The sequence below is a fragment of the Agathobaculum sp. Marseille-P7918 genome (genome assembly GCF_964248325.1).
Lineage (GTDB): Bacteria > Bacillota > Clostridia > Oscillospirales > Butyricicoccaceae > Agathobaculum.
Map to the genome: position 1 here is coordinate 67,750 of NZ_CAXTXI010000010.1, position 15,814 is coordinate 83,563.

At 56.1% G+C, this 15,814-nt stretch carries 18 protein-coding genes and 3 tRNA genes; 14 read left to right on the forward strand and 7 right to left on the reverse strand.

Annotated features, from left to right (window positions below):
• Positions 1–111: 111 nt before the first annotated feature.
• Positions 112–828: a GntR family transcriptional regulator gene (locus tag ACESSO_RS12995; RefSeq protein ID WP_373165912.1), complete on the forward strand. Its 717-nt coding sequence runs from the start codon at positions 112–114 to the stop codon at positions 826–828.
• A 107-nt stretch (positions 829–935) separates the two neighbouring features.
• Here the strand turns inward: ACESSO_RS12995 and ACESSO_RS13000 are convergent, their stop codons facing one another.
• The 7 genes from ACESSO_RS13000 to ACESSO_RS13030 form a co-directional block, all read right to left on the reverse strand.
• The gene (locus tag ACESSO_RS13000) at positions 936–1,778 is read right to left on the reverse strand and encodes a GIY-YIG nuclease family protein (RefSeq protein ID WP_373165914.1); all 843 of its coding nucleotides are present in this window, start codon (positions 1,776–1,778) and stop codon (positions 936–938) included.
• The gene (locus tag ACESSO_RS13005; protein ID WP_373165917.1) at positions 1,775–2,191 is read right to left on the reverse strand and encodes a flavodoxin family protein; all 417 of its coding nucleotides are present in this window, start codon (positions 2,189–2,191) and stop codon (positions 1,775–1,777) included. Before ACESSO_RS13005 ends, ACESSO_RS13000 begins: the two co-directional genes overlap by 4 nt.
• A 102-nt stretch (positions 2,192–2,293) precedes the next feature.
• A complete protein-coding gene (locus ACESSO_RS13010) occupies positions 2,294–2,704 on the reverse strand; it encodes a hypothetical protein (protein WP_373165920.1) in 411 nt (136 codons plus the stop codon).
• A 31-nt stretch (positions 2,705–2,735) separates the two neighbouring features.
• On the reverse strand, positions 2,736–2,933 hold the full coding sequence (locus ACESSO_RS13015; protein ID WP_373165923.1) for a PspC domain-containing protein: 198 nt from the start codon (positions 2,931–2,933) through the stop codon (positions 2,736–2,738).
• Between the two features lie 79 nt (positions 2,934–3,012).
• Positions 3,013–4,047 carry a hypothetical protein gene (locus tag ACESSO_RS13020; RefSeq protein ID WP_373165926.1) on the reverse strand — a complete coding sequence of 345 codons (1,035 nt, stop codon included), beginning with the start codon at positions 4,045–4,047 and terminating at the stop codon, positions 3,013–3,015.
• Positions 4,044–4,703, reverse strand: a complete 660-nt coding sequence (locus ACESSO_RS13025) for a DUF1700 domain-containing protein (protein WP_373165928.1) — start codon at positions 4,701–4,703, stop codon at positions 4,044–4,046. The genes ACESSO_RS13020 and ACESSO_RS13025 overlap by 4 nt, the downstream gene beginning before the upstream one ends.
• Positions 4,700–5,017 carry a PadR family transcriptional regulator gene (locus ACESSO_RS13030; protein ID WP_373165929.1) on the reverse strand — a complete coding sequence of 106 codons (318 nt, stop codon included), beginning with the start codon at positions 5,015–5,017 and terminating at the stop codon, positions 4,700–4,702. The genes ACESSO_RS13025 and ACESSO_RS13030 overlap by 4 nt, the downstream gene beginning before the upstream one ends.
• Before the next feature lie 216 nt (positions 5,018–5,233).
• On the opposite strand from ACESSO_RS13030, the gene ACESSO_RS13035 reads away from it, so the two are divergent.
• From ACESSO_RS13035 to ACESSO_RS13095, 13 genes are all read left to right on the forward strand, one after another.
• A complete protein-coding gene (locus ACESSO_RS13035; RefSeq protein WP_373165931.1) occupies positions 5,234–6,304 on the forward strand; it encodes a D-alanine--D-alanine ligase family protein in 1,071 nt (356 codons plus the stop codon).
• The gene (gene murI, locus ACESSO_RS13040) at positions 6,297–7,094 is read left to right on the forward strand and encodes a glutamate racemase (RefSeq protein WP_373165933.1); all 798 of its coding nucleotides are present in this window, start codon (positions 6,297–6,299) and stop codon (positions 7,092–7,094) included. The genes ACESSO_RS13035 and murI overlap by 8 nt, the downstream gene beginning before the upstream one ends.
• A 25-nt stretch (positions 7,095–7,119) precedes the next feature.
• Positions 7,120–7,557 (forward strand): DUF1934 domain-containing protein, encoded by a 438-nt coding sequence (locus tag ACESSO_RS13045; RefSeq protein WP_373165934.1) that lies wholly within the window; start codon positions 7,120–7,122, stop codon positions 7,555–7,557.
• A gap of 24 nt (positions 7,558–7,581) precedes the next feature.
• A complete protein-coding gene (argS, locus tag ACESSO_RS13050) occupies positions 7,582–9,279 on the forward strand; it encodes an arginine--tRNA ligase (protein ID WP_373165936.1) in 1,698 nt (565 codons plus the stop codon).
• Positions 9,280–9,327: 48 nt separating this feature from the next.
• Entirely contained in the window at positions 9,328–10,809 is a 1,482-nt protein-coding gene (locus ACESSO_RS13055) for a S41 family peptidase (RefSeq protein WP_373165938.1), read from the forward strand.
• 33 nt (positions 10,810–10,842) lie between these two features.
• Positions 10,843–11,883 (forward strand): hypothetical protein, encoded by a 1,041-nt coding sequence (locus ACESSO_RS13060; RefSeq protein ID WP_373165939.1) that lies wholly within the window; start codon positions 10,843–10,845, stop codon positions 11,881–11,883.
• Positions 11,884–11,938: 55 nt separating this feature from the next.
• Positions 11,939–12,901, forward strand: coding sequence for a 50S ribosomal protein L11 methyltransferase (gene prmA, locus ACESSO_RS13065; RefSeq protein ID WP_373165940.1), 963 nt, complete (start codon positions 11,939–11,941; stop codon positions 12,899–12,901).
• 66 nt (positions 12,902–12,967) lie between these two features.
• On the forward strand, positions 12,968–13,693 hold the full coding sequence (locus ACESSO_RS13070; protein ID WP_373165942.1) for a 16S rRNA (uracil(1498)-N(3))-methyltransferase: 726 nt from the start codon (positions 12,968–12,970) through the stop codon (positions 13,691–13,693).
• A gap of 25 nt (positions 13,694–13,718) precedes the next feature.
• Positions 13,719–14,501: a hypothetical protein gene (locus ACESSO_RS13075; protein ID WP_373165944.1), complete on the forward strand. Its 783-nt coding sequence runs from the start codon at positions 13,719–13,721 to the stop codon at positions 14,499–14,501.
• Between the two features lie 64 nt (positions 14,502–14,565).
• Positions 14,566–15,345 carry a hypothetical protein gene (locus ACESSO_RS13080; RefSeq protein ID WP_373165946.1) on the forward strand — a complete coding sequence of 260 codons (780 nt, stop codon included), beginning with the start codon at positions 14,566–14,568 and terminating at the stop codon, positions 15,343–15,345.
• A gap of 88 nt (positions 15,346–15,433) precedes the next feature.
• Positions 15,434–15,510, forward strand: a tRNA-Met gene (locus ACESSO_RS13085).
• An 8-nt stretch (positions 15,511–15,518) separates the two neighbouring features.
• Positions 15,519–15,593, forward strand: a tRNA-Glu gene (locus ACESSO_RS13090).
• Positions 15,594–15,596: 3 nt separating this feature from the next.
• Positions 15,597–15,672 (forward strand) — tRNA-Val (locus ACESSO_RS13095).
• Positions 15,673–15,814: the final 142 nt, after the last annotated feature.

The window sequence follows — 15,814 nt, forward strand, 5'->3', positions numbered from 1 at the left end:
GTATTAACAAGAGAGAGGTTGCACTTTCGACAAAACTATATATAATAGTACATATCAAAATGGCGGCACGGTCTTGACCGGACGTGCGCGCGACAGGAGGAGGAACCACATATGCAGCAAAAATCTTCTGCCTTACGCGCAAAAGAGGCCTTTTTAGACTTGTATCAGGCGGGTGAGTTTGCGCCCGGCAGTAAGCTCCCGTCCGAAGTGCATATGGCGGAGCGGCTGGGGGTCAGCCGGGAAACATGGCGTAAGGCGCTGAGCCTGCTGCGCAGCGACGGCTTGCTGGTATCTAAGCATGGTTCGGGCACTTATCTGCTGGAGCAGCCCCGCCGGATTGCCAACGATCTGTCCCAGCTGCAGAGCATGAGCAAAATGATTGCGGCGGCAGGGATTCGCGAAGAGGAGTCCCATGTGGAGTGTTCGGTGGGCTGTGTGCCTGCGGATGTCAGTCATTTTTTTGAAGCGCCGGAGGAAGAGGAATTTTTTATCCTGCGCCGGATTCGTCACGCGGATTGCGGTATCATTTCGGCCAGCTTGAGCTATCTGCCGCGCAAGTATGCACCGGAACTGCAGGAGCATATACCGGCTTCGCTGTTCTCCTATTTGGAGCAGACGCATGGTATTCGAATCAGTCGTGCGTTGACCGAGTTGTTCATCCCGCCGCAGGATGACCCGCTGCGGGATGCACTGCAGCTTCCGGAAGGCTGCGATGCTTTTGGATTCCGCCAGTATCATTACGACTCGCGCGGGAATCCCCTGCTGTACTCGCTCGATTATCTGCGCAGTGATTTGTTCCACTTTACCATCATGCGGATTCGGCCGTGATAGGCCAGGACCTCAGGAGGGATGGGCGCAGAAGCGGGGTAAAAAAACAGCCGCCGCGCGGTCGGAAACGACTGCGCGGCGGCATTTTTCGTATGAGAAATCTGTTTTTATTGAAGTTGTTGTTCCAGCAAAGGCCGCACACCCTCCCACTCGCTCTGATGCAGACAGCACAGACTTCCGTGCGGGATGGTTCGGGTACTGCCATCCATGCGGCGGGCAGGCAGGTCGTGTGGTACGTCATGTGCGTCGGCAAAATCGGACAGCGCGACGAAAACCATATCCGCGACTTCGCAGCCGGGGGAAAAAGGGGGAATTCCGTCCATGCGAGTGAGAAAAGCAAAGGCAAGTTCGTCATCAAAGCCGCCGCCCTCGCCCCGTGAATACTGTTGGCGGTAGCTGCCTGCCGGAAGGATATCTTCCGGGCGCAGGATAAGCCCGCTTTCCTCCTGCGCTTCGCGCAGCATGGCGGTTTCCGACGTTTCGCCGGGGTCGATATGTCCGGTGGCGGACAAATCGAAACCGCCGGGGTAGAGCGGACGATCAAACTGACGCTGTTGCAGCCACAAGCCGGGGATGCCGTCGCGTATGCCGATGGTCCAAAGGTGGCAGACATGGTGATATAGCCCTTGCGCATGCACGACTGCGCGCGGCCGTTCGCCGCAGGCTCGTCCGTCTGCATCGTAAACGGTCAACAGTTCGCCGCTGTTTTGCGCTGCAATCAGCGCCTGCTTTTGTGCGCGGGGGAGCCGTTTAATTTCCGCCTCGCGCCGCATCGCCTCGCTTTGCGTGGCGAAAATTTCACTGTACACCAGTGTGACCGGACCGCGACCGCGGGTATACTTGGCGCCCTTGCCGCTGTTGTGCGCTGCCAAACGGGCAGTCAGGTCGTTGGTCCAGCCGCAGTACAGCGTATCGTCCACGCAGCGCAGAATATAGGTGTAATTGCTCATTGGTGTGAGCGGATATCCCGCTGGGCGACGACCTTGCAGCCTTTGCTGCGAATCAGGGCGCGTACCTTGTCGTGGCTTTTTTCGCTGCTGCCGCTGGCCGAAACAAGAAGCACTTCTACCTCCTTGCCGGAGGGCAGCAGGTTGACCATGGTGTTGAACGGCGGGGCGGGGAAGCCGGCCCAGACCGGCGCCATCAGGACAATTCGCTCGTAGGCGGACAGGTCGGGCGCTTGCTGCAGCGGTACGCTTTTCTGCCGAATGGCAGCGGGACAGCCGCGAGTAAATGCGGTCAGCGGATTATATTTTTTAATAGGTACGGCTTCCAGCAGGTCGGCGCCGCGCGCGTTGGCTTCCGCGCGGGCAAAGGACCGTGTTGCGCCGCTTTGTGAGAAATAAACAACAGCGGTTTTCATGCGATGCACTCTCCTTACTGCCATTGGGTAATGATAAGAACTATTCTTAGTATACCACCAAAGAGAAAGCAGCGGATGTATAATCCGCTGCTTTTTTGTCTGTTATTCTGCGCTTTCCGGACTTTGCTTTGCGGCGTCGCGGGCGGCTTTTCGCTTTTTATACAGACGACTGCCGATAAAGTAGCCAATTGCAGCGCATACGACAGCGCAGATGTTGGCGTTCGGCGGCGTGTAGCCTGCCATGCCGATAATGCCGGAGACAAGGTAGCCGACCGCCACACCGAATGCGGTATAGTGGAAACACACGCGCGGCATGCCGAAAATCCGCACATCGGCGGGGTCGATATCCTCTTCTTCGACCGGTTCTTCTTCGGCGCCGTCGGTGGTCGTTTCGACAATTGTATCGCTGTCAGCTTCCGCAGACAGGATGGATTCTTCCGTTTCCGGTGCTTCCGGAGCGGTTTGCACCGATTCGGTCTGTTCTTCAGCAAGCGGATTCTGGTTTTCGCTCATAAGGGGCACATCCTCTCGTTGGGGAGGGGTTTTACTGGACGGTGCTCTGCGTCGGGATGATGATGGCGGCAAGGATATAGGCTAAAAAGCCGGTTCCGCCAAAACAGCAGAGAAAAGCCCAGGCAAGGCGAATAAGCGTCGAGTCGAGACCGAAATATTCGGCAATGCCCGCGCATACGCCGCACAGCATGCGGTCGGATTCACTGCGGTACAGTTTCTTGCCATTCATAGTAAAAACTCCTTTTCTTCTATCATACGTTGTTTTTGGGGGTTCGTCAAGGGGAAGGCGGATAAAGCAAACGATTAAGCTAAAATCCTATGGGCGCCCGGCCGGTATCTTCCAAAAGCAGATCGAGCGTGCCGCTGCCGACCTGCGCGCGCAGCAGCGGACAGGCGTTGCTGCTTCCTTTTTGCGAGGCATGGTGAACGTCGGAGGCGTTTCCGGAAATGGCGTGCCCGTTGAGCAGGATTGCACCGCTGTCCGAATCGAGCTGGTAGCTGAGCGCAGACGAATCCGGGTATTCACCGACAAGGGTCGCGGTCATGCTGCCATCGCCGAGCGAGATATCCAGTGTGCCGCTGGTGCTCATTTGTCCGATTTTGAGTTGCTCTGCGTATAGTTTGCCGTTTTGCACGGTGATATTGTATTTGTCACTGGAGAGTTTTTCTGCGTTCAGCGTGCCGTCTGCAATATGGATTTCCAGGTTGTCGGCGGCCAATGGTCCGGAGCCGGTGATATCGACGGTTTGATCCCCGACGTTCAGAAAAATGTTGGAATACGATATCGTATACGGTACATTGATGACGCATTGCTCCGACCCACTGGGCGTGAGACACAGCGACCAGGTGGTGCCGTCGAGCGTGCTGCTGGTGATGTCTGCGCCGGACACATTAAAGCTCGCCGTGTCGCTGACAATGTTGATTGTGCCGTTGTTATCCGAGAAGCCGGAAAAGTCAAAGTTCAGCGAAGAGATGACATCCATGCTGCGGGGGATATCAATGCCGCTGGCAATCGTTTCATGCCGCGTGTCCAGCCAGTCATCTACCCAGTCGGTGTCAAAGTTGTCCAGCGCCCCATCGACCGCCTGATCAACGGTATCATCAATCCAGTCGTCCAGATGGTCGTCAAACCAGCCGGAGTGCCAGCCATGTTCATCCACCCACGAATGATAATGCCACTGGTTTTTCATGCCATACGCAATATCGCGGATGCTTTCGCTGACCGGATGCAGTGCGCCATTATAATAGGAACCGTACAGCTGCCCGCCGGCGGCCCAGCCGCCCAGCATCAGGCAACCGCCTATAGTCAGAATGGTACAGCAGGCGAGAATGAGTTTTTTCATTTCGTTTCACCTCCGTTTTTGTGTGTGCGGCCGCGCCACTTGTCAATCGGCCAGCGAAGCAAGGCCACGAGAGCGCGAAACAGCGGTGGTACAAACAAAATACACAGCTTGATTATCAAAAGCGACAGCAGAACGCCCAGTGCGAACAGCGCAAGGCCACAGCCGAGGGTCATCACCGCGCTGGCTGGCATGCTCCACAGGACAAAGGAGATGCCGCACAGGATAACACCCGCCGCCAGCAGGCAGAGCGGAACGACTACGACAAACACCAGCGCCACCAGCACGATGGACAGCAGAATGCCGAACAGGGTGGCAATGAGACCGATTAACACGCCTGCGAGCGGGATACCGACCGGGATAGCCAGCAGCACCAGCACAAGCAGCAGCCATGGATTGATGCCGTGCCAGCGGCGCTTTTTCTGCTGCGGTGCTGTATTGTCCGATGTGGACTGCACGGGTGTCACTTCCCGATAATCCGCAAGGATTTGTCCGGCTACTTTTTCCGGTGCGCCCAGATCGGCAATCACTTTTTCTTCGTTTTCCGGTCCTGCGTCGTCAAAATATTCCTCATAATAGCGCAGGGCGCTGGCGCGTTCCTCCTCGGGCAGGACGGAAAGCGCACGCCGAAGCGCCGCCATATACTCAGTTCTGTTCATTGGCTAACCCCTCCAAAAAAGATCGCGTCGATGCCGTTTCGGTAATTTTGCCAGTCGATACGGTGCTGCCGGAGCTGGGCGCGGCCGTGTTCGGTAATTTTGTAATACCGTCGGTTGCGTCCGGCAAAGGCCTCGTCGTAGGTTGTCAGGCAGCCGTCCTTTTGCAGGCGGCGAAGTACCGGATACAGTGTCGATTCGGAAATTTCCAACACTTTTTGTACATCCTGTGTGATGCGGTAGCCATAGGTGCTCTCCCGCTCGACCACTGCAAGCACGATCCCGTCGAGCAGGGAGGAGGCGATCGGGTATGACATGGAATACCACCTCTCTTTTTGTGTTTGCAATAATATTATATGATATATAATATAGTCCGTCAACTGGTATTTCAAAAAAATAGTGTGAAGGAATTGTAAATTTTGTAGAAATGGTGCGCGGAAAAGCGCGGTTCTGCATTGTATTTGCGTGTCAAATAGCGTATAATGTTATCTGTATAAGTAGAAGGCAATAACAAGAAGGGGCGAAACAGGAAAATGAAACTGGCTGTATTATTTGGCGGCATTTCCAGTGAGCACGATATTTCGTGCCTGTCCGCTGCGTCCATTCTGCGCAATTTGGACAAAAACAAATATGAGATCTACGCGGTCGGCATCACGCAGGAGGGCAAGTGGTTTTACTGCCCGACCTGTGATCCCGACCGCATTGAAAACGGTTCGTGGGAACGCATGGCGGATAAGGTGCCGGCGGTCCTTTCGCCGGACCGCGGCGTACATGGCCTGATGCTGCTGCATGAGGACAAGGCGGAGACGGTACGTCTGGACTGCGTGTTCCCAGTGCTGCACGGTGTCGGCGGCGAGGACGGCACGATGCAGGGCCTGCTGGAGCTGGCGGGTATCCCGTATGTGGGCTGCGGCGTGGCGGCAAGCGCCAATTCGATGGATAAATCCATCACTAAGGCAATCGTGGAGACAGCCGGCGTGCGGCAGGCAAGATATTTCCTTGCACTGCGGCAGGATTTTGAGCGCGGCGCGGAAGGCGTGGTTCGTGCGGCGGCTGAGGCGCTCGGTTCGTTCCCGGTGTTTGTCAAGCCCTGTTCGCAGGGTTCGTCGGTCGGCGTTGCCAAGGCGGGCGATATGCTTGAGCTTGCCGCGGGGCTGACCGAGGCGTTCAAGCTGGACAGCAAGGTGCTGGTCGAGGAGTTTATCGATGGGCATGAGGTTGAATGCGCGGTGCTGGGCAATCAGTGTCCGGTGGCCTCTACCGTGGGCGAGATTGCGCCGACACAGGCGTTTTATACATTTGACGCCAAGTATAAGGATGAAAGCTCCAAACTGTACATCCCGGCCCATATTACCGAGACGCAGCTGGAAACCGTGCGGCAGAATGCGCTGCGCGTGTATGCTGCGCTCGGCTGCCGTGGCCTGTCCCGCGTGGACTTCTTTGTCACCCATGAGGATGGCGAGGTCGTGTTCAATGAGCTGAACTCCATTCCGGGCTTTACCTCTATCAGCATGTATCCCAAGCTGTTTGACTACGAGGGATTGCATTATCCTGCTCTGCTGGACCGTCTGATTGAGCTGGCGCTGGAGGAGCATCATGGATAATCGCGCGATTGGCGTGTTTGATTCCGGTCTGGGCGGTCTGACGGCGGTGCGGCGTCTGCACGCGTTGATGCCGCAGGAGAACATCATCTATTTTGGCGATACCGGACGCGTGCCTTATGGTACGCGCGGACGGGATACTATCATTAAATATGCGCGTCAGGACGTTGCGTTTCTGCGGCAATTTGACCTGAAAGCCATTATCATTGCATGCAACACGGTGTCGTCGGTTGCGCTCGACCTGCTCGACCGGGAAAATGACATTCCGATTATCGGTACGGTCGAGCCTGCCTGCCGCCGTGCGATGACAATGACGCAAAACGGCAAGGTCGGTGTAATCGGTACGGCAGCGACCGTGCGGTCGGGCGCGTATGAGCGCTATCTGCACCATGCGGATGGCAGCCTGACGCTGTATACACAGCCCTGTCCGCTGTTTGTGCCGCTGGTCGAGAACGGCCGCGTGCAGCGCGGTGACGTGGTGATTGAAACGGTCGTGGCGGAGTATCTCGCGCCGCTCAAAGAGGCGGGCGTGGACACATTGATTTTGGGCTGCACGCACTATCCGCTGCTCGAGGACGTAATCGGGGACTTTATGGGACCCGATGTGACGCTCATCGACTCGGGTGCGGAGGCGGCAAACCTCGCCTCGACGCAGTTTGACCCCGCCGGGGGACCGGGTGAGACAAGGTATTTTGTTTCGGACGACCCGGACGGGTTTGACCAGCTTGCGGGCCTGTTTTTGCAGGAGCAGATTGAAGTGGGCGCGGGTCTGGTTGATATTTCAAGCTATTGATAAAGGCATGGACGGAGAACGAGCAATGAAAAAGGACGTTTGGCTTTCGATTTCCTCCAAACAGCAGTTTGCCGACTGCGACGAGGAGCGGATCAACTTGGTAACCGCCGCAACGCTGTATGAGCGCGGCGGCAAATATTATATCGCCTATGAGGAGAGCGAGCTGACCGGGCTGGAAGGCACCAAGACCACGGTCAAGCTGGATGGCAAAACGGTCGCGCTTATCCGCACGGGCGCCTACCCTTCGCACATGCTGTTTGCTGAGGATGAGCGGCATGTTGGTTTGTATCAGACGCCGATCGGCGCGGAAATGACGGTTTCCACCCACACCTCGCGTGTGCGCAATACCGTGGGGGAAAACGGCGGCGAGCTGGTGATTGATTATACGGTGGAAGTGGATCATTCGCTGATGGGCGAGCACCATTTTGAAATGGTGGTATCCACGCAGCCGGCACAGGTTTGAGAAAAATAAACGGAGAGTGAACAGATGAACGCATATGAATTTGCGCGCGCCGAAGCAACCCGCGTGGTTGAGGCGGCTTATCATAAAGCGGTGGCGGCGGGTGTGCTGCCCGAGGGCGATATTCCGCCCGTTGCGGTTGAGACGCCGAAGGACGCTTCCAACGGCGACTGGGCATCCACCTTTGCCATGCAGTGTGCCAAGCCGCTGCGCATGGCGCCCCGCAAGATTGCGGAGGCAATCGTGGACAACCTTGATTTGTCGGACAGCTGCTTCGACACGGTGGACATCGCAGGTCCCGGTTTTATGAATTTTACGCTGGGGCAGAGCTGGTATGAAAAAGCGGTGCGCGGTGTGTTTGAAATGGGCGATAAGTACGGCCGCAGCCAGACCAAAACGCCGGAGAAGGTGATGGTCGAGTTCGTGTCCGCCAACCCCACCGGCCCGATGCATATGGGCAACGCGCGCGGCGGCGTGCTGGGCGACTGTCTTGCATCCGTGCTGGACTGGTCGGGCAACGACGTAACGCGCGAGTTCTATATCAATGACGCGGGCAATCAGGTCGATAAGTTTGCTCACTCGGTCGAGGGTCGCTATATTCAGGAAATTCGTGGCGAGGACGCCATCGAGTTCGACCCTTCGTGGTATCAGGGCGATGATATCAAAGCGCTGGCGCACGACCTTGTCGAGCAGTACGGCGACAGCCTGATGGACAAAACGCCGGAAGAGCGTTTTGCCATCATCGAGGGCTACGGCCTGCCGACCAACATTGCGCGCATGGAGCGCGATCTGAAGCGCTATAAAATCAATTACGACGTCTGGTTCCGCGAGAGTGAGCTGCACGAGAGCGGCTACGTCAAGGAAACCATGGACCTTTTAACCGAAAAAGGCGCGACCTACGAAACCGAGGACGGCGCACTTTGGCTGCGTTCGACGGATTTCGGCTGCGATAAGGACGACGTGCTGCGTCGTGCCAATGGTTTTTACACCTATTTTGCGGCGGATATCGCCTATCACCGCAACAAGTTTGAAAAGCGCGGCTTTGACCGCGTCATCAATATCTGGGGTGCGGACCATCACGGCCATGTCAAGCGTTTGCAGTGCGCGCTTGACGCGCTGGGTCTGGACGGCTCGCACCGTCTGGAAATCGTGCTGATGCAGCTGGTGCGCATGATGCAGGGCGGCGAAGTCGTCCGTATGTCTAAGCGCACGGGCAAGAGCCTGACCTTAACCGACCTGCTCGACGAGATTCCGGTCGACGCGGCGCGTTTCTTCTTCAATTCCCGCGCGGCGGAGACGCAGATGGAGTTTGACCTCGACCTTGCGGTCAAGCAGGATTCGGACAACCCGCTTTATTATGTGCAGTATGCGCATGCGCGTATCTGCTCGGTTATCAAGAACTGTACCGAGGACGGCGTGGCCATGCCGGATACGGCAAGCGTCGATCTCTCTGTGCTGACCGGCGCGGATGAGCGTCAGCTCGTCAAGACGATTGCGCAGTTCCCGGAGGAAATCGTGCAGGCGGCGGTCAGCCGCGATCCGTCGCGGCTGAATAAGTATGCCGTGGCGCTGGCGCAGCAGTTCCATCATTTCTATAACGCCTGCCGCATCAAGTGCGACGACGAAAAGCTGTGTGCAGCACGTTTGACACTGTGCCTTGCCGCCCGTCAGACCATTGCCAACGCACTGGGACTTATCGGTGTGGACGCACCGGAGAGCATGTAATATAAAGATATGGAACGGTGTTTTGCCCTCTGACAAGGGAGAGAATCAATGAAAAAAATTGCAAAAAGGCTGGCGGCGCTGGCGTTGTCGGCAACACTGATTGTACCGGCTGGCGCAATCACCCAGGATGGACAGAGCGAAACATGGTTTGACGGCGTTTGGTCGCTCATTGACAGTTTCGGTTTGAAAGCGGAAGATAACCCGTATGTGCTGCAAAACTATATCAATAAGTACTTGCAGGAGCATCCGGAGGAGATGTATAACGTTATCAACGATATTCTGTCGCTGCTCGATACGCACTCCATGTATCTGTCAAGCGAGGAATATTCGCAGGGCTTTTCTACGCTGGAGGGCTTTGTTGGTATTGGCGTGGGAATTCAGCAAGGCTCCGGCGGCGTGCTGATCAGCGAAGTGATGCGCTACTCCGCAGCGGAAGAGGCAGGTCTGCAGATCGGGGACCTCATCATTGCGGTGGACGGTAAGGATGCCACGCAAATGACCAATACCGAGGTGGCTGAGCTGTTGCGCGGAAAAGAAGGCAGCAGTGTGAATGTGACGGTGCGCCGTCAGGGTCGTGAACTGACTGTCACCTGTGTGCGGCGGCAGGTCAATCAGGTTTATGTATCCAGTCAAACCATGGCTGACGGTGTAGAATACATCAAGATCAGCGCAATAGGGTCGCAGAACGATTGGGATGCCTTTTCGGAAATATGGGAAGGACTGGATGAAAAAAATACGCGCGCGGTCATTTTGGACCTGCGCGGCAATGGCGGCGGCGTAATCGATATTGCGCTGAAAATGGCAGATGCCATGACGCAGAATGCAAATGTGTATCTGGCCGGTGTGCACTGGCGTGAGGATATGGGCGGTCTGGAGGAGCATTATTCCACTGGCGGCGGTCTGCCGCTGAACAAAATTGTTGTGTTGGTGGACGGCGGTACAGCTTCGGCAGCGGAACTGCTGGCAGGTAGTCTGCAGGACACCGGCGCAGCAACGCTGGTGGGCGAAACGACCTACGGCAAGGGTCAGGGACAGTATCATCTCGATTTAATCAATGGCGACAAGCTGGTGATCACTACGCTTGAACTGGAATTGCCGAAACAGGGCTGCTGGGAGGGCGTCGGCCTGACGCCGGACATCCAGATTGAAAACCGCACGGTGACAGTGAATGCTGAGAGGCTGACGCCGCTCGATACGACGGAAAATCTGCGCTTCGGTACGCAGTCGGACAATGTTTACGCTATGACCGAGCGGCTGGCTCTGCTGGGCCTGCTGGACGAGGCCACGAGCACGTTTGACGGTAAAGTGGCCAGTGCAGTGCAGTCCTTCCTTGCAAGCTACGATATGGAACCGGAACTGTATGCTTCGTCCCAAACGCTTCAGGCGCTGGATGCGGCGATGCAGGCGCTGGACGGACAGACCTACGAACTGGATGAACAGCTGCTCACCGCGTTGGAAATGTGCAAGCTGGCGGCAGCGGAGCCGCAGCAATATACCGCGCTGCCGGATGGCAGTTGGAAGAAAAACTAACTGGACGGTATTCTTCTTGGGAGGAAAACAACATTGGATATTCCTTTATGCCCGATGGAACATAAACCGCAGATTCTGCTGACCGATCCGGCGGCTTTGCCGCTCTGCCGGCAGCAGCCGGAGCGCTTTGCGGGTGCGATTGCACCGGACGGAGAAACCTGTGCAGTATGGGCGCAAAGTCTTGCGCCCATGCCGGTCGGGTTGATGCTGGATTGTCCGCCTGTTCCGGATGCGGAAGAATGCGGACGGCCGGTCACTATGGTGTACATGAAGCAGTGCAAGCAGGCTTTTCGTCCGCTGCTGCATGATGACGCGGCGTTTTACTGTCTGCGCGGCGCACAAACCTTTGCGGCGCTGCGCGCGGCAGTGCTGGCGCTGGGGGATTTGTGCGGACGCACGGTGATTGCGGAGCTGCTGGTAGATGATGACGAAGGCCGCCTGTCCGACGGTACGGATATACGTGCGGCCGTGGGCGTATTGCAGCGCATCGGAGTGACAACGGTCATTCTGACCGCGCATGATCCGCAGTCGATCACGGAGGCGCTCGATATGACGGCGCCGTATGCCCGTCTGTCGCTCGGTGTATGTGTGCATTCCGCGTGGCTGCGCGCGCAGACCACGCTGTATAATACGGAAATCTTTCTGCCGGCTGAGCATGACGATACTGCACGGCTGCTTGCGGCGATTGATTCGCATACGGGCGGCGCGGTGGTCGAGCGCGACCATGATGATTTCATTCTGGCGCCGGACGGCAAAAATGTGCATTTCATTGATCCGACGATTGATATTTCGGATGAGATTGAGTGCGGGCCTCGGCTGGAGGAGGCGCTCATTGCGGCGGAGGATGATGCCGGTGCGCTCAAGCTGGTGCTCGAAACCGAAGATGATGTGATTGCGCTGGAGGAATATTGGTATATGATTTCCCGTCCGCTGTGCCTGTGCGCAGAGTCGGCTGAGCTGCTTGAGCAGGGACTGCGGGTGTATCCGGGGCTTGCACTCTATGACGGCACGTGGGAGCAGCCGGAAGAAGTTGTGCATTATCTGGAACAAAAATACGGTTTGATTCGTTTATAGACCTTGGACCGGAGGAAATGAGCGCCGCGGCGCGGAATAAATGCGGAGGAATGCAATGGACTGGAAGGAAGTCACGATTTACACGACCACAGCCGGAATCGGTCCGGTCGAAGCGCTTTTGGAGGATAACGGCGTAGAAGGCTATGTGCTGGAGGACGCCGCGGATTTTGAAGAATTTTTGCAGGATACCGAAATCTACTGGGACTATGTGGATGAGGATCTGGTGCGCGAGAAACGTGCACAGGAAACCTGTCTGAAAATTTACCTGTCGGACGATGAGGACGGCGCAAAGCAATATGCCGCCATTTGTGCCGCGCTGGAGAACTTGAAGGCGCGTGATGATGAGCATGCATGGGGCCGTCTGTGTACCGAAACCGCTCTGACCCGTCAGGAGGACTGGGAATGGGGCTGGAAGCAGTATTTTAAGCCGTTCCCAGTAGGCGAAACCTTTATGATTAAGCCCTCGTGGGAGACGGTCGACGATGCGCAGGGAAGGAAAATTCTGGAAATCGACCCGGCCTCTTCCTTTGGCACCGGCAGCCACGACACCACGCAGCTTTGCATGGCGGCGCTGGAAAAGCTTGTCCATCCGGGCGATACGCTGCTCGATATGGGCACCGGGTCGGGTATTCTGGCCATTGCGGCGGCGATGCTGGGCGCAGATGTCAAAACCGTGGTGGATATCGATGAGAACTGCCTGAAAACCGCACAGGAAAACGCGGAGAAAAATCATGTTTCCATCGGCAGAGGACTGTGCGGCGATGCGCTGCGCAATCCGCAGCTGGCGCAGGAAATCGGTACGGGCTATGATATCATTGTGGCCAATATCGTAGCTGACGTCATCATCGGCATGGCGCCGATGTTTGCGGACAAGCTGGTGCCGGGCGGACATCTGATTTGCTCGGGTATTCTCAACGAGCGCGCGGAAGAGGTGCGTGCAGCGCTGGAGCAAAACGGTTTTGCGGTTTTGTCGCATGAACAAAGCGAAGATTGGAGCGCTTTTACCGCAAAAAAGTAATTCACGGAATGTTCACTTGCAATAGTGCATTTTTTTTGATAGAATAGGAAAGGTTACTTGATTGTTATGCCGAGATTCTTTGTATCCGAGCAGCCGGAAAACGGTGTGTTAACGCTGCGCGGAGAGGATGCGCACCACGCGGGACGTGTGCTGCGGCTGCGTCCGGGTGAGTCGGTGACCCTGTGTAACGGCAAGGGCACGGATTTTGATTGTTCGATTGAAACGGTCGAAAAGGACGCGGTTGTTTGCCATGTACGAGACAGTCATCCGGCTGAAACCGAACCACGGCAGCAATTGACGCTGTTTATGGCGCTGCCGAAAAGCGATAAAATGGATTTTATCGTGCAGAAGGCAGTGGAGCTTGGAGCGCGGGAAATCGTGCCGTATCTGTCCAAAAACTGTGTATCGCGGCCGGATAAAACCGAGAAAAAAGTGGAGCGCTGGCAGAAAATCGCGTTGGAAGCCGCCAAACAGTGCGGCAGAGGGTATTTGCCTGCGGTCGGTGCGGTAGTATCGTTTGAGCAGGCAGCAGTGCAGGCGGCGCAGAGTCAAACCGCGCTGTTCTTTTATGAAAATGAACGGCAGACCGGCTTGCATGACGCTTTGTTGCATGGCGTCGGCGAGACGGTTTCCCTGATGATTGGACCGGAAGGCGGTTTTGCGCCCGAGGAGGCTGCATTTGCAGCCAAAACGGGCCTGACAAGCGTATCGCTGGGCACACGCATTTTGCGGTGCGAAACGGCGCCGATTGTGGCGCTTGCCGCCGTGCTGTATGCAGGCGGAAATATGTAAGAACAAAAAAGAGGGAGTGTAGGCATTGGCTAAAAGCAATGTGGGCAAAAAGCCAATCAGTGAAGAAGAATATACCACCAATAAGGTGCTGACGGTGTTCAGCATCTGCCTGTTGGGCGTGCTGGTGCTGATGATTTTACAGCGTCTGCTGGATTACGGTAATACTTGGGCAACCGGTATGCTGGTTTCCAAAATTCTGCTGGGAATTGGCGTTTTGGGTGCGATCTGCGGTGTTGTTTTGCTGGTGCGTGAGATTTCCGGCAAGCGGTCGACTGCTCGCCGTATCCTGTGCGGACGCAACGTGTTGATTGCCAGCATTGTGCTGGTGCTGGCTATGGCTGCTATTATGTATCTGGGTACCGGCCCGATTAAGCTGCTGTATGTGGTATTGCCGGTGCTTGCGGTATATTATCTGGTATATCATTCTTATGCACGGGAATTTTTCCTGATTGCAGTGGATACCGGCGTGGGTGTTGGCATGATGTGGCTGATACGCCGTGCGCTGGACAGCGCAAGCTATGGCTGGATGGCTTATGCAGTGCTGGGTGCGGCGGTCGTGCTGACGATTGTGCAGCTTATTTGCGTTGCGACGCTGCGTAGGAAAAGCGGAAAGACCGCTTCCCGCGGCAAAAAGGGCAGCACACAGTTCAGCCGGAATGCCTATACGATGCTGACAATTACACCGGTGCTGATGGCGGTGCTGGTGGCGGCGGTCTTGTTTGCACCGGCGCATATTTTGATTGCAATGGGTGTTGCAGCGGCATATCTGTTTATCACAGCGGTATACTATACTGTGAAGCTGATGTAATTGTGGATAGCGATGTGGGCGGACGGCTTGACCGTCCGCTTGCTTTTTCGTGAGGAGGGAAGGCATGAAGCGGCTGGCCGGAATCTGGTTGGTCTTGCTGCTGGCCGGTGGAGCAGCGTTATGGTGGTATCCGCGGGTGGTATCGCCGCATGTGCAGAATCCATATCAGGCGGCCGCGCTGCTGGAGCAGGATGCGAGAGCGGATGGCGACGGTGTGCTGTTTCGCACCGAGGAAGTAGACCCGGACGAGGTATATCGTGCGCTGGAGGCGCGGTATCCGTTTGCGTTTTCCCTGCATGCGACTGTGCGGCCAAACCAGACTACGGAATTGCGTGTGGAGGTATCCCGCCGGGCACGGCAGGAGCAGGCGGAGCTTTATGCTCAGGCACTCGCGGCAGAATGCATCACGGACGATATGACCGAGGAGCAGAAGCTGCGCGTGTTACATAATACGCTGGTGCGCTTGTGCAGCTATGACATCGATACGGCGGCGCAGACCGTGCCAGACGGCGCGTCCGCGCCCTTCGCGGCGGATGGAGCGCTTCTGGACCATCAGGCCGTGTGCGCGGGCTACGGCCGCGCATACGGAATGCTATGCGAAGCGGCAGGGATAAAAACCATCTATGTGGCTTCCGAGGAGATGAACCATGGCTGGAACGCGGTGCGGCTGGACGGACAGACCTATTTTATCGACTGCACTTTTGACGACCCTGTGCCAGACCGCGGCGAATATGTTTCCGATCAGTTTTTCATGCTGACCGCAGAGGAGCTGTCCAAGACCCATGTTTGGGACCAAGCGTTCTATGAACAGGCGCTCGACAACATGGAAAAAGAAAATTCATAAAATCTTGAAAAAAGACTTGACACTACATAGAACATGAGTTATAATAACTATCGTCGCCGGCGAACGGGCGACGCAGGAAAGTGAGTACGGCGGTATAGCTTAGTTGGCTAGAGCGTTCGGTTCATACCCGAAAGGTCATTGGTTCAAGTCCAATTACCGCTACCATTTCCCTTGGCCCGTTGGTCAAGCGGTCAAGACACCGCCCTTTCACGGCGGTAACGCGGGTTCGATTCCCGCACGGGTCACCATATGGAAGTTTAGCTCAGCTGGGAGAGCATCTGCCTTACAAGCAGAGGGTCAGCGGTTCGAGCCCGTTAACTTCCACCACAACACGATAATCCGAACCTGACGCCGGTTGGCGATGGGTTCGGATTTGTTGTTTTTCTGGAGTAGTGATGTGAATAGCTAACGGGCAAGAGGCCAAAACCTCTTGCCCGCTTTTTCTATGTTTATCTGATAATATATCCCT